Origin of the sequence: Tissierella pigra (assembly GCF_018917845.1) — a bacterium.
GTDB lineage: Bacteria > Bacillota > Clostridia > Tissierellales > Tissierellaceae > Tissierella > Tissierella pigra.
Window position 1 is genome coordinate 3,433,482 of the sequence record NZ_JAHLPJ010000001.1, and the last position, 14,141, is coordinate 3,447,622.

At 30.8% G+C, this 14,141-nt stretch carries 11 protein-coding genes; 2 read left to right on the forward strand and 9 right to left on the reverse strand.

The window, feature by feature from the left end; all coding sequences use genetic code 11:
* Window positions 1–681: 681 nt before the first annotated feature.
* Together KQI41_RS16725 and KQI41_RS16730 are read left to right on the forward strand one after the other, a co-directional pair.
* Window positions 682–2,217: a putative polysaccharide biosynthesis protein gene (locus tag KQI41_RS16725; protein WP_216585761.1), complete on the forward strand. Its 1,536-nt coding sequence runs from the start codon at window positions 682–684 to the stop codon at window positions 2,215–2,217.
* Between the two features lie 69 nt (window positions 2,218–2,286).
* Window positions 2,287–3,165: a DUF4349 domain-containing protein gene (locus KQI41_RS16730; protein WP_195838016.1), complete on the forward strand. Its 879-nt coding sequence runs from the start codon at window positions 2,287–2,289 to the stop codon at window positions 3,163–3,165.
* Window positions 3,166–3,215: 50 nt separating this feature from the next.
* On the opposite strand, the gene KQI41_RS16735 is transcribed toward KQI41_RS16730, so the two are convergent.
* The 9 genes from KQI41_RS16735 to KQI41_RS16775 form a co-directional block, all read right to left on the reverse strand.
* Window positions 3,216–4,193 carry an ABC transporter ATP-binding protein gene (locus KQI41_RS16735; protein ID WP_154441705.1) on the reverse strand — a complete coding sequence of 326 codons (978 nt, stop codon included), beginning with the start codon at window positions 4,191–4,193 and terminating at the stop codon, window positions 3,216–3,218.
* Window positions 4,183–5,184, reverse strand: a complete 1,002-nt coding sequence (locus tag KQI41_RS16740) for an ABC transporter ATP-binding protein (protein WP_216585762.1) — start codon at window positions 5,182–5,184, stop codon at window positions 4,183–4,185. The genes KQI41_RS16735 and KQI41_RS16740 overlap by 11 nt, the downstream gene beginning before the upstream one ends.
* A gap of 17 nt (window positions 5,185–5,201) precedes the next feature.
* A complete protein-coding gene (locus KQI41_RS16745) occupies window positions 5,202–6,047 on the reverse strand; it encodes an ABC transporter permease (protein WP_154441709.1) in 846 nt (281 codons plus the stop codon).
* Window positions 6,048–6,049: 2 nt separating this feature from the next.
* Window positions 6,050–6,991 carry an ABC transporter permease gene (locus KQI41_RS16750; RefSeq protein ID WP_154441739.1) on the reverse strand — a complete coding sequence of 314 codons (942 nt, stop codon included), beginning with the start codon at window positions 6,989–6,991 and terminating at the stop codon, window positions 6,050–6,052.
* A gap of 78 nt (window positions 6,992–7,069) precedes the next feature.
* Window positions 7,070–8,680, reverse strand: a complete 1,611-nt coding sequence (locus KQI41_RS16755; RefSeq protein ID WP_216585764.1) for an ABC transporter substrate-binding protein — start codon at window positions 8,678–8,680, stop codon at window positions 7,070–7,072.
* A gap of 269 nt (window positions 8,681–8,949) precedes the next feature.
* Entirely contained in the window at window positions 8,950–10,728 is a 1,779-nt protein-coding gene (locus KQI41_RS16760; RefSeq protein ID WP_216585765.1) for an aminopeptidase P family protein, read from the reverse strand.
* Complete coding sequence (eutH, locus tag KQI41_RS16765) at window positions 10,718–11,800, reverse strand: ethanolamine utilization protein EutH (protein WP_342366201.1); 1,083 nt, start codon at window positions 11,798–11,800, stop codon at window positions 10,718–10,720. Before eutH ends, KQI41_RS16760 begins: the two co-directional genes overlap by 11 nt.
* Window positions 11,801–11,814: 14 nt before the next feature.
* A complete protein-coding gene (locus KQI41_RS16770; RefSeq protein WP_216585766.1) occupies window positions 11,815–12,999 on the reverse strand; it encodes an amidohydrolase family protein in 1,185 nt (394 codons plus the stop codon).
* Complete coding sequence (locus KQI41_RS16775) at window positions 12,993–14,111, reverse strand: amidohydrolase family protein (RefSeq protein WP_216585767.1); 1,119 nt, start codon at window positions 14,109–14,111, stop codon at window positions 12,993–12,995. Before KQI41_RS16775 ends, KQI41_RS16770 begins: the two co-directional genes overlap by 7 nt.
* Window positions 14,112–14,141 lie beyond the last annotated feature (30 nt).

Below are 14,141 nucleotides of genomic sequence, written 5' to 3' on the forward strand. Positions count from 1 at the left end.
ACAATCTTAAGAAACATAAAAAGATTAACAATTCGCTTATAATCGGGTTTTGTCTAACTCTATTTTCATTATTAGGCTGTGTTTTTTCGGGCAATGATCGGTTCATGTTTTATCCAGCTGTACTTGAAAACTTTATTTTAGTAGTCATTCTCTTAATCTGTATAATAAAAAAAAGGTCTTACTCATATTTTTTCGCTAAAGATTTTGAAATTCCATATATCAAAGACATGGATGAAAGTGTTTTTCTACCGACTAATTATGCGTGGCTTCTTATATTTTCAATAAGACTTTCTTTAAGGGTAATCAGCTTGTTAAGTACAAATATAAGTTTTAACAGCTTATATTGGGTATCATTTTTGGCTGGTGACCCCATAACAATTCCTGTATATATTTATACATATTATTTTTTTAGGAAAAAAATAATAGAACATTGTGACGACAGTTCACAATAATACTTACTACACTTTTTAGTATCCATTTAAGTTGTGGAAAATAAAAATTAAATATGGTTAATATATTACTTTGTATGTCACTTGATTATGTAAATTTTCTCTGACATACAATTTTTTATTTTATTCTATAAAAATTAGACCATCTCCTCATAAGTTCCATAATAAAGATAATATAATCACTTAAAGAACATATAAATTAATATTGGACTTTTTTTAAGAGGTGATTTTTTTGAATAAAAACGGATTTATTTATGGTTCAGTTTTTATGGTTTTTATGAATTTTTTTATGAGAATCATTGGATTTGCTTATGATATTTTTCTATCTAAACTCTTAGGAGCAGAGTCTATGGGATTATTTCAAATTGGATTGTCTACCCTTATGACATTTTTGATTATAACAATCTCTGGAATTCCTACTGCCCTCACAAAGATAATTGCAGAAGAAAACTCTAAAAGTGGTCCTAATAATGTAGAAGGTATTTTTAAACTAACTTTTATATTTAATTTTTTATTGGCCATTTTACTTAGTGGAGTCTTAATATTTTTCTCAGATTTTATAGCCGTTAAAATGCTTAAAAACAAAGATATGATTCTTGGAGTATATTTTATGGTTCCAGCTATTATTATATTTTCTTTAAGCAATGTATTAAAAGCATATTTCTATGGAATGAAGAATATGGTGACTCCTGGTCTTGCACAAATAATTGAACATTTCACTAGGTTTGTTGGGGTTATGGCTATTATATATTGTGTAAAGCCTACAAATCCAATTAACGGAGCTATAATAGCACTAATTGGTCTTAGTATTGGAGAATCCTTCGATTTACTATGGTCCATATACTGGAAAAATCGTTTATATAAAAGGAAGAAAATTCCCCATAATGTAAGCAGTATAGCTTTGTTTCTAAAACTTTTGACTATGGCAGTTCCTTTAACTGTTGCTGGTTCTTTTCAAGTTGTATTCAGGTTTACCAATACTGTTTTAATTCCTAGCAGACTTATGGCTTCAGGATATAGTAGCAGTGAGGCTATATCAACCTTTGGAAGAATTATGGGAATGGCTATGCCCCTTATTCATCTATCCTTTATAGTTACAGCTGCTTTGGTTCTTAACCTGATTCCAAGTCTTTCAGAACAGATGGCTTTAAAGAGATATAAGGAGATGAAAAGAGATATAAATCTATCTATAAAGGCAACTATTCTTGTTTCTCTGCCTTTGACAGCAATATATACTGTGTTTTCTAAACCTTTAGCAGTATTTTTATATAGTGATATAAAGGTTGCACCTTATATATATATTATGGCTTTTGGTACTATTCTTATGGCTTTACAGAACACTATTTCAGGTGTACTTCTAGGTCTAAACAGGCAAGTGCAGGATACTATAAACGGAATCATTAGTATGGTCATTAGAATTATTCTTATTTATATATTAGTAGGAAATCCTCAATTTGGGATCAACGGATTTTTTATTGCATTTTATGTATCTATTATAGTAGCTCTTATTTTGGACTTAATTGTTTTACGTTCTGTAATTAAGCTGAATATCAATTATCTAGATATTATAGGAAAACCTCTTTTAGCCACTATATTTATGATTGGAGCAATACTTTTAACTACCCATGATTTATCTAACCTTCAAAGCTCTAATTTTATTGGATTTATATCTAGCCTTTTAGTAGGCATAATAGCTTATATATTTATTTTGGTAATTACAAAGGCAGTACCTAAAAACTTCTTTAGACGATTCCTAAAATCTAAATAGTTTTGTAAAAAATTTGTAACCTATACTTTGACATATCATTGTATAATAGTGGAAAAGGAGATGAGAAATTTGAAAAATAGAAGATTAATCCTTATAGTAGCTTTTATTTTAAGTTTTTCCATAATATTTTCAGGATGTGCTAGAAAAGGCATATCAAAATCAGAAACTTCTTATGATATGGCACCTATGGAAACAGAGGAAAATAAAATTTCTGGAATTAGAGATGATTTAATAGTTGAAAACTCTAGTATTGATTCAGTTGAACCTGAAAAGATAATAACTACAGTTTTAATTTCTATGGAAACAAAGGAATTCATGGTTACCACTGACAAGTTGAATGAATTAATTACAAAATATAAAGGCTATGTTGAAAACTCTGATATATATTATAATAATTATATTGAGCATAGTGGATTAAAAAACTCTCATCATTCCATAAGGATTCCTAAAGAAAATCTTAATCAGTTTGTAGAAGAACTCAAGGAAATAGGCAACGTTATTTCAGAAAATACCTCTAAGGAAGATATAAGTAAAACCTATAGAGATACAGAGTCTAGACTTAGAGTTTTGGAAGCAAAGGAAAAAAGAATCCTTGAATTATTAAATAAAGCAGAAAAAATGGAAGATATAATAGCACTGGAAAACCAACTTAGTACCATTATCTATGAAAAAGAAAATTTAACTATAAATATAAAGGATATGGATGATAAAATAGATTATTCTACTGTATATTTTGAATTAAGAGAAGTATCAAAACTAAGTTCTAAAGACAATAGCAAAACTCCTTTTTCTACTAAAATTGCAAACGCCTTTAAGGATTCTCTATATTTCTTTACTTCAAATATTGAAAACTTAGTTGTATCTCTTATATATTTCTTGCCATATGGTATAATAATTGGAGTTGTAATTTATGTTTTATTAAAGTTTAGGAAAAAAAGAGGGGAATAATTAAAATATTTTAATCACTCTGTACGGGCATACAGAGTGATTACTTTTTCTTAATATAAATGACATGCCACAAAATGGTCTTTTTCTACTTCTTTAAGTTCTGGCTCCAGGTTGTTACATTCCTTTTTCTTATATTTACATCTAGTGACAAATCTACATCCTGTAGGAGGTTTAAGAGGGCTTGGTACATCTCCTTCTATTACTCTTATGGGATTTTCTCTGGCTAATTTTGGATCTGGTTCTAGTACTGAGGATAATAAAGCTTTAGTATAAGGATGTAGAGGGTTTTTATATATAGCATGGCTAGGTCCTATTTCTACTAGTTTACCTAAATACATTACTCCAATACGCTGAGATATATGTCTTACCATAGATAAATCATGGGCTATAAATAAATAAGTCAGCCCCAATTCATGTTGTAAATCCTCCAGCATATTGACTACCTGTGCCTGAATAGATACATCGAGGGCTGATATAGGCTCGTCACATAGTATAAATTCTGGATTAATAGATAAAGCTCTTGCGATGCCTATTCTCTGTCTTTGCCCTCCACTGAATTCATGAGGGTATCTATCTAAATGTTCCTTAGTTAGTCCTACTTTTTCTATTAGTTCTAATACTCTTTCATATCTTTCTTTTTTGTTTCCTATATGGTAAACATCTAAAGGCTCAGATACCAAGTCCTTTACAGTTAAAGTTGGATTAAGAGAGGCATAAGGGTCTTGAAATATTACCTGCATTTTTCTTCTATAGGGTTTCAATTTTTTTTCTTTTAATTTAGATATATCTACCCCCTTATAATATATCTCTCCACCATTTATATCAAACATTCTAATAATACTTCTGCCTGTAGTAGATTTTCCACATCCAGACTCTCCCACTAATCCCAAAGTTTCTCCTTGATTTATATAAAAGCTAATATCATCTACAGCCTTCAGATAATTGGTGCTACCAAATAAAGAGGATTTACCTACTGGAAAATACTTCTTTAAATTCTTTACTTCTATTAACTTATTCTTATTTTCCATTAGATTCATCTCCTTTCTTTATACTATTATCTAAAAGCCAACACATTGCCCTATGATTTTCTCCATCATAATAATACTCTGGTTCTTTGTTACATATATCCATGGCATGAGGACAGCGTTCTTTAAAGGGACATCCAGAAACTATTTTTGCTAAATCAGGTGGATTTCCCTTTATAGGTATAAGCCTTTGTCTTTCTTCTGTATTTTTCTTTGGTAAAGATTGCAGAAGTCCCCTTGTATAAGGGTGCATGGGCTTATAAAAAATATCATCTACAGTTCCTTCTTCCATTATAAGTCCACCATACATTACAATTACTCTAGAGCAGGTATTTGCTACTACTCCTAAATCATGGGTTATTAAAATAATGGAAGTATCTATTTTTTCCTTTAACTCCATTAGGAGTTGAAGGATTTGAGCTTGAATAGTTACATCTAAAGCTGTAGTAGGCTCATCTGCTATAAGTAAATCTGGCTCACAGCTTAAAGCCATGGCAATAATTGCACGTTGTCTCATACCACCGCTAAATTCATGGGGATAATTGCTATACCTTTCTTCTGGTGAAGGAATTCCCACCATTTTAAGCATTTCTATTGCCTTTTCCCTAGATTTAGCCTTACTTAATCCTTGATGTCTTCTGATAACATCGGATATTTGAGAACCTACTGTAAATACTGGATTAAGGGAAGTCATAGGGTCTTGAAATATCATGGCTATGTCATTACCCCTTATTTTCATCATTTCTTTTTCAGATTTTTTAACTATGTCTTCGCCTTTATAAATAATCTCACCATTTGTGATTTGTCCTGTTCCTTTTAAAAGTTTTATAATGGACATAGATGTAACAGATTTTCCACTTCCTGATTCTCCAACTACTCCAAGGACTTCTCCCTTTTGTAAATCAAAGGAAACTCCACGAATTACTTTTACTTCTCCGCTATTATTAAAAAAGGAAACCTTTAAATCCTTTATGTTTAGTAAGGGCTCTTTCATTTTAAAACTCCTTTCCCCTAATCATTATTTGCCTTAGGCTCAAAGGCAACTCTAAATATATCTCCCAAAATATTAAAACTAAGTACCGTAAGTAATATTAATATTCCAGGAAATAAAGCTAAATATGGTGCATCTCCTATATATCCTTGAGCATATTTAAGCATACTTCCCCAAGATGAGTCTGGCTGACGTACTCCTAAACCTAAAAAAGATAAAGAAGACTCCGTAAGTATGGCTCCTGCAATATTTAAGGTTGATGCAACTATAACTGTAGGAAAGATATTTGGTATAATATGCTTTAGCATAATAGTTCGAGACTTTTCTCCAGTAACTTTTGAATACAATACATATTCTCTTTCCTTAACTGAGAGAGTCTCGCCTCTAACTATCCTTGCTATTCCCATCCAACTAAACAAACCTATGATTATAATTATATTTTGAATTCCAGGTTTTAAATATGCGTTTAGTATAAGTATCAAGAAAAATGTAGGTATACTCATTAAAATATCTATAGTTCTCATAATCAAACTATCAATTCTTCCACCAAAATAACCACTAATGGTTCCAACTATTGTTCCTATTACTGTGGAGATTATCATAGATAGAAATCCAACTGTAAGGGACACTCTTCCACCATATAATGCACGGGCAAAATAATCTCGTCCCATTTCATCTGTACCAAATATATGCTCCTTATTTGGAGACTTTAAACTGTTCATTATATCAATTTTATTTGGATCATGAGGAGCTAAGAAAGCAAGAATAGATGCAATTAATAATATTGCTATGACTATTACAGCAATAATTCCCAGTTTGTTTTGTTTTAACTGATATTTTAAATTTCCTCTTAACCTGCTATTCATTATTAACTCAACTCCTTAATCCTTGGATCTGCAATACCATATAATATATCAGATAATAGATTTCCTATAATTAATATCAAAGATGAAAACATGGTAATAGCCATAATAAGGGGATAATCATAACTAAATATAGATGTTATGCCAAGCTGACCCATACCTGGCCATCCAAAAATACTCTCTGTAATAAATGCACCTGATACTAGGTTTGGTAAAGACATTCCAAGTATTGTAATTACAGGTAAAATTGCATTTTTTAATACATACTTATATAACACTTCTCTTTTACTAGCTCCTGAAGCATATTCTACTACTACATAGTCCTCTTTTAACTGTGATATGGTACTTGACCTAATATATCTGGCTATGGTTGCTATACTTTGTAAACTTAAAACGATTGTAGGCATTATTCCATGTTTTATTAAATCCCAAGTTGTATGAACTCCTATGGTCCTCATACCAATACTAGGTAAAAGTTTTAATTTTAAAGATAAAACATATACTAACATCATTGCAAACCAAAAACTGGGTATAGAAATCCCAAGGTAAGAAATAAAAGTTGCAATATTGTCAAATGCCTTATTCTGGTTGGCTGCTGAAACAAGACCTATTATAATACCAATAATCATAGATGTAATTAAAGATGCTCCCATGAGACCTAAGGTAGCTGGAAGTCTCTCTGCTATTTGTACTCCTACTGGTCTATGATTTACTAATGAATAGCCTAAATCACCTTGTAATGTGGATTTTAGCCATCGTATATATTGTATATGCAAAGGACTATTTAGCCCCATATTTTCCCTTATTGTCTCTATTTCTGCTGGACCCATTTCAGGAGTAATATATGCTTGAACAGGGTCTCCTGGTGCTAATTGTATAAGAAGAAATGAAACTATAGATATGGCAAATAGCATTGGTATTGCTTGAACCACTCTTTTTACAATCATTCTTACCACAAAAATTCCTCCTAATATAATTACAAAAGTAAACTGAAATTCAGTTTACTTTTGTGAACTTTATTTAAATTATTTCATGATATAAAGTTTAGATAAATCTCTAAACATAAATATTGGAGCTGGTGTTGCTTCTTCTATTCCACCAAATTCACTGCTTATTGCTACAATTGAATTTGGGTAGGCTATTGGATATACTACCATATCGTCCATTAATTGTTTTTGAATACTTTCATAGATTTCAGCTCTTTTAGCTTCATCTGTTTCAACTACTCCTGCTTCCCATTTTGCATCTAATTCTTGATTCTCATATGCCATGAAATTGTTAAAATCTCCTGTACGGAATAAAGGCTTATATCCGTTTGGCTCTACTCCCATTACATATCCGTTAAATGCTAAGTCGAAATCAGTACTTGAAGCATCTAGTAACTTATCATAGAAAGCTCCTCTTTCCATAGGTATAAGTTCTAATTCTACCCCAATTTCTTTTAATTGCTGCTGCATAATTAGTCCAAAACCTTCGTTCTCTTTACTTGAATTAATATATGCTAATCTTAATTTTAGATTTTCAGCTCCTGCACCTTTAAGAAGTTCTTTTGCTTTTTCTACATTATATTCATATTTCTCTACTTCATTAGTATGGAATTGTGTACTTGGTACAAAAACTGAGTATGCTTGTTCTGCATATTCTTCTGATTTATAAACTCCTGTTACTAACTCTGCCCTATTGATTCCATATGCAATTGCTTTTCTTATATCTTCATTTTGTAAATCTTTGTTAGATAGTTTAAATACCATATTATTTAACATACCTTCTTTGTATGTCACCACATTAATATTTTCTTCTGAATTGAATTTATCTAAATCAGCAGTAGTAATATATCTAGCAGATAGCTCTCCATTTAATAAAGCTGTATTTGCAGCATTTGGATCAGCTATTACTCTAAATACTACTGATTCTAAATTTGCTTTTCCATCAAAGTATTCATCAAATCTTACTAATTCTACTTTTTCGCCACTTTTCATTTCTTTAAATTTAAACGGTCCTGAACCTATTGGTTCTAAATTCTTTGGACTTTTTTGCAAATCTGCCTCTGCTTCAAATATATGCTGAGGTATTGGACGAAGTCCACCTAAGCTACCCATAAATGGTACTGAAATTTCTGGTAATACAAATTCTACTGTTAAATCATCTATCTTTTTAGCTTCTACTGGTTTACCATTAATTACAAAGGAACCTCTGGAGTTAGCATTTTGCTTTTCATCAGTTATTGAATTCAATGTAAATATTACATCGTCTGCATTTAAATCTTCTCCATCATGCCATTTTATACCTGATTTTAATTTCAAAGTATATGTTAAATAATCTTCTGATGGTGTGATACTTTCAGCTAAATAGAATTCTGTTCCTTGTTCATCAACAACATATAATGGTGAAAATATTGCATTATTTATAGTCATTGTAACTCTATCCCCTGCATATAATGGATTCATTACATTAGGGTCACTTCCAATTGGAAGTATAAGGATTCCTCCATCTACTTTCTGTGGAGCTACTGACTCTTGTGCCGTATCCTTTGATGTATCAGTTGTTTGTTCTTCTATTGGAGTTTTATTACCACAAGCTGTAGATACTACCATCACTAAAGCAAGTAGTAACACTAACCATTTTTTATTTTTCATTCTAATCCTCCTAAACTTATTTTATTCACTAGTTTTCCCAATTGCTATTGTACATCTACTTATGCAGATGAATCAAATCAATTATTTATATGGAGGATCATATGAATATAGACAAAATTAATTGACTGAATTTTCGCCATTTCCTGCATTTATCAATCCTTTTAATAACTATATACTAAATAATAATGCTCCCTCTAATGTGTAAGATTGTAATTAAAAATCTGTTTACATTAGGGGAGCATATAGTAAGCCCTTATTTTGTTATTCTTTTATATGTTTTTTGTTTCTTCTTTTAGCCAAGCTTTTTCTTCTTCAGTTAAATAAGAAGAAAGGTTATTATATACTTCTTTATGATATTCATTTAACCATAACCTTTCACTTTCAGATAATAAGCTTACATCTATTCCCTCTAAATCTATTGGTACAAATGATATTGTGTCGAATTTCATAAATTGACCAGAGTCAGTTTTTATATCTTCTTCTACTACTACAACGTTTTCTATTCTTATACCATGACTTCCTTCCTTATATACGCCTGGCTCTATGGTAATTATCATTCCTTTTTCCAATACAACAGTATTTGAGACCATGGCAAAACCATGAGGCCCCTCATGTACATTTAGTAAAAATCCTACACCATGTCCAGTGCCGCATTTATAGTCTATGCCTTCCTGCCATAATGGGTATCTTGATAACACATCAAGGCTATGTCCTGTAGCACCGTAAAGGAATCTAGCGTTTCCCAGATTTATATGAGCCTTTAATGTTAAGGTAAAATCTCTTTTTTCTTCTTCTGTTATTGGACCCATTACTGCTGTTCTAGTAATATCTGTAGTTCCATCAAAATATTGTCCACCTGAATCAATTAAATATAGACCTTCCTTTTTAATCTCAGAACTTGAGTCTTCATCAGCTGAATAGTGCATCATTGCAGCATTCGCTTTATATGCAGATATAGATCCAAAACTTGGTTCAATAAATCCTTCTTGCTCTTTTCTAAATTCTAGTAACTTTTCTTGGGCAGAATATTCCGTAATATAAGTACTACCTACATTTTTATCCAGCCAGTATAGAAATTTGACTAAAGCAACACCATCTTTAATATAGGCATTTTTTTGATTTTCTATTTCTGTAGGATTTTTAATTCCTTTTAACTTCGTTGTAATATCTATTCCTGATTCTATAGTACACTCTGAAGGTATTGATTTATATATCCATCTATTTATTCTATTTTTATCTAAATATATTTTGGAATTTTTATCCAGTGATTTTATATAATCAATTATTTCTTCATATGCAGCTATTTGTACATTATTTTCACCTAAGAAAGTTTTAACTTCCGAATTTATCTTTTCCTTGTCTACAAATAAATAAGCCTCATCCTTTGAAATTATGCCATAGGAGATAACAACAGGATTATTTAATACATCTTTTCCTCTAATATTATAAATCCAAGCTATATCATCTAGGCTCCCTATTAAAACATAATCTATATTTTGTTTTTCCATTTCTTTTCTAACTTCTTCTATTTTTTCCTTACCAGTTTTTCCTGTATATTTTACCTCATGTATGAATGCCTCTCCCTTAGGAATACTTGGTCTGTCTTCCCATATTTCTCCTACTAAATCATATTCATCAATGAATTTAATATCTTTCCCCTCAAATTCTTTTTCTAAACTTTCAACCGAAGACTGTGAAAATACTTCTCCATCAAAACCTAAGGTATCTCCATCTTTTAATTTCTCATTTAGCCATTGACTATAGGTCGGATATCCTGGAATCCTCATTTTAAATAATTTATATTCTGAACCTTCTAGTTCTTTTTCAGCTTGAATAAAATATCTGCCATCAGTCCATAGAATTGCTTCATCTTGAGTGATAACTACAGTACCAGCTGACCCTGTAAATCCTGATATCCAAATCCTTCCTTTATAGTAATCTGCCACATATTCAGATTGATGCGGATCTCCCGTATTTACTATATAGGCATTAATTCCTTTCTCACTCATTAACTTCCTTAGTTCTTTTAGTCTTTCATTAATAGTCATATTTGACCTCCTTAACCTTTTCTAATCTTAAAAATAATATAGATATAAATATTGCAAAAATTCCTCCTACTAATTTGCTGACTATAAATGGATTAATATTATCTGGTGAAACAGAAGATATATACGCAAGCTGTCCTCCAAAGGTAAATGCACCTGATACAATAAATGAAGCATTTATTACCTTACCCTTTTCATTCATTTTATCATAAATTCCTAACATGGGAATACAATTGGCTAAGGAGCTTAAAATACCCAGTATGGAATATTCATCAAGCCCTACTTTTTCACTAATATTAGATAGAAATTTATTTAACTTTTGAGATATAAAGTGAAACATTGGATATGCTCCAGATAGTATAATTCCTATTTTAGCAACTAATAATATACCTTCTTCTAAAGGTATCATACCAGGAATCAAATTATATCCAAAAATAAAACTAATTATATTTAATATTAAGCCTATGGTGCTAATTATAACAATAACTTTACCTAATATATTAAAGGTCTTGACCATCTTATCTGGAAATTTAAGTAGTCCACAAATTATTAAAATGGAAAATATAATGACTGGTACTAGATTATATACAATAGAAATAAATTCAATTCCCATTATAACTCCACCTACAATCATTCCCAAAGGCAGGGCAGTAATACCTCCTAAAATTCCTTTAGCAAAGAATTTAAAATCCTCCTTTGATATAAGACCAACTGCCACTGGAATAGTAAATGATATAGTGGCTCCTAAAGTAGAAGCTAATATTAGTCCATTGAATTCACCTATTATTGATGAATTTGCTATTTCAATACTAGTATTATATCCTCCTAAATCTACTGCTAATATGCTACTTAAAAAAACAGAGGGATCTACATTAATTAGTTTTGATAATGGACCTAAAACAATCATAAGCTTTTCTCCTATAATTGGAGATAAGCTATAAATGCCAATTATACTTAGGGCTAAATCTCCCATGGCTTTAAATCCCTCTTCAAACTTCTCTCCTAATCCAAATTTATTGTTTAGTATCTTATCTATTCCTGCTATAATTGAAAATACAATCATTATCTGAATCACTTTACACCTCGCTATTATGGATTAGAGGAATATACAATTTTTCCATCTATTATTGTGTTAATCAATTTTGCATTTGTATTGTATGTTGGCATTCCTTTAAACAATAGTAAATCAGCATCTTTTCCTTCTTCTATACTTCCTACTACATCATCTATTCCAAGTATTTTTGCAGGATTTATTGTTATCATTCTTAGGGTTCTTTCCACATCTAATCCTGAACGAACTGCTTCTCCAGCATGATGAACTAAACTATCTATACTAAGTATTGGAGCATCTGTTGTTATGGCAGTCAATACTCCTCTATTATCTAATTCTATTACGCTTTCTATATCTATTAATCTAGCCTCCCCAAAGCTTTTTATTGACCCTAAAGGTCCAAAAACTATGGAACACTTAGATTCTACTAATTCTTCTATATAATCCCTGGCACCCCAAGCATGATCAATGGAAAATTCTAAATTAAATTTCTTTGCTACTTCTATTGCAGTCATCATATCAAATTGAGTACAATGTATTTTAAGTGGAATTTCCTTTTTAATCGCTGGTATAATGGCTTCTAAATCTCTATTATATTTAGGCATTTCACCTTTTCCCAATTCTGCTGCTTCTTTTTCTTCTAAGTATTTAATTGCTTTGTTAAATGAATCTATTATTATATTAGGAATAGCCATTCTACTTGATGGTGTCTGGTTTCTATCACCATAAGTTCTCTTAGGATTTCCCCCTAATGCCACCTTTAATGCTACTGGGTTTTTAATTGTCATATCAAATATATTATCTCCATATGTCTTGGTAGCAAAAACTAATCCACATATTACATTTCCACTGCCTGGTGTGATTCCCAATGTAGTTATACCATTTTCATAGGAATATTTAAAGTCTGGAGACTTTGGATCAACTCCATAAATCGCTTCCATATTAGCTGTTACACTGTTGGTCATTTCATTCAAATCATCAATACTAGTGGATTCACTGAAGTTCATACCACCTATATGGGAATGACAATCTACAAATCCTGGTAACAAAACTAATCCATCTCCATCAATTATTTCAATATCCCTAGATTCAGAAATAATTGGTTCTAAATAAGCCTCATCATCTCCAACTTTGATTATCTTTTTTCCCTTAACTACTACATAACCCTTTTCTATTATTCTATCAGCCATTGTATAAATCTTACTATTTCTTATTACTAACACCCTAACCCCTCCTCTGAATATACAAGCTCTCCACCAACTATTGTATTAGAAACTCTTGCATCATAATATTCAATAGGGTTCTTTGTATATATGACTATATCAGCATACTTCCCTTCCTCAATACTTCCCAAGATATTATCTATGCCTAGTATTTTGGCAGGATTTAGAGTCATGATTTTTACAATATCTTCCTTATCTATTCCAGCTTTGTAAAACTCTATGGCATTCCAAAGGTACTTTACTTTTCCAGACATACCATAGTCTCCAGAAATTGTAAAACTTACTAAATTTCCTTCTTCCATTAGTCTAGAAATCTTATATAGATCTGTGTTATTATATTTTCCTTTTGTAAGATATATTTGTTCTCCAACTATAACAGAGGCATTAGACTTTATTATACTATCAATACATTTATCTCCTTCATAAGCTCCTACAATAGCAAGCTTTATATTAGTTCCCTTAATTATTTCAATAAGGGCATTTATTTCGGCTGAAGTATTTGCAGTAATAATTAATGGTAGTTTTCCTTCTACAATAGAATTAACTATTTCCTTACTTTCATCACTTAATTCTAATTTATTATTTAGAAACTCCTCTAATTTTGAAAATATGCCCATCTTTGTCATTGGAAACATCTTTTTCTCACCATACTGTTCCTTAACATTGTTAATGACAGAACCCTTTATTCCTATGGGTTCCTTTATTAACATAGTGCTTGAGTTTTTCCCCCAAGTTCTATATGCAGCCATTTGTCCTCCTATTATATTTGAATTTCCTGGAGATGCACCTATGGTTGTTATTCCTACCTTATATAATTCCTCTAAGTCAATTTCTCTATGATTAAAAGAATACTTTATTTTACATTCTGGTGTTATAGGATTTGATATTTCATTATTGTCCTTTATACGAAAGGAAATATCTGTACATCCAAAACTACTTACAGGATCAATAAATCCTGGGAAAACTTCCTTACCTTTTGCATCAATTATTATATTATCATCAGTCCTAATATCTTTATTTATTTCTTTTATAATCCCATTTTCTATTAAAATATCATAATCAATTAATACTGTTCCATTACCAACATGAATATTTCCATTTTTTATAATCAAATTGTTACCTCCTTATTTATAACTAACAAT

Coding starts and splice junctions, on each gene's coding strand:
- KQI41_RS16750 (WP_154441739.1), bottom strand. CDS start 6,991: ATGATTGTAAAAAGAGTGGTTCAAGCAATACCAATGCTATTTGCCATA.
- KQI41_RS16745 (WP_154441709.1), bottom strand. CDS start 6,047: ATGAATAGCAGGTTAAGAGGAAATTTAAAATATCAGTTAAAACAAAAC.
- KQI41_RS16755 (WP_216585764.1), bottom strand. CDS start 8,680: ATGAAAAATAAAAAATGGTTAGTGTTACTACTTGCTTTAGTGATGGTA.
- KQI41_RS16740 (WP_216585762.1), bottom strand. CDS start 5,184: ATGAAAGAGCCCTTACTAAACATAAAGGATTTAAAGGTTTCCTTTTTT.
- KQI41_RS16760 (WP_216585765.1), bottom strand. CDS start 10,728: ATGACTATTAATGAAAGACTAAAAGAACTAAGGAAGTTAATGAGTGAG.
- KQI41_RS16735 (WP_154441705.1), bottom strand. CDS start 4,193: ATGGAAAATAAGAATAAGTTAATAGAAGTAAAGAATTTAAAGAAGTAT.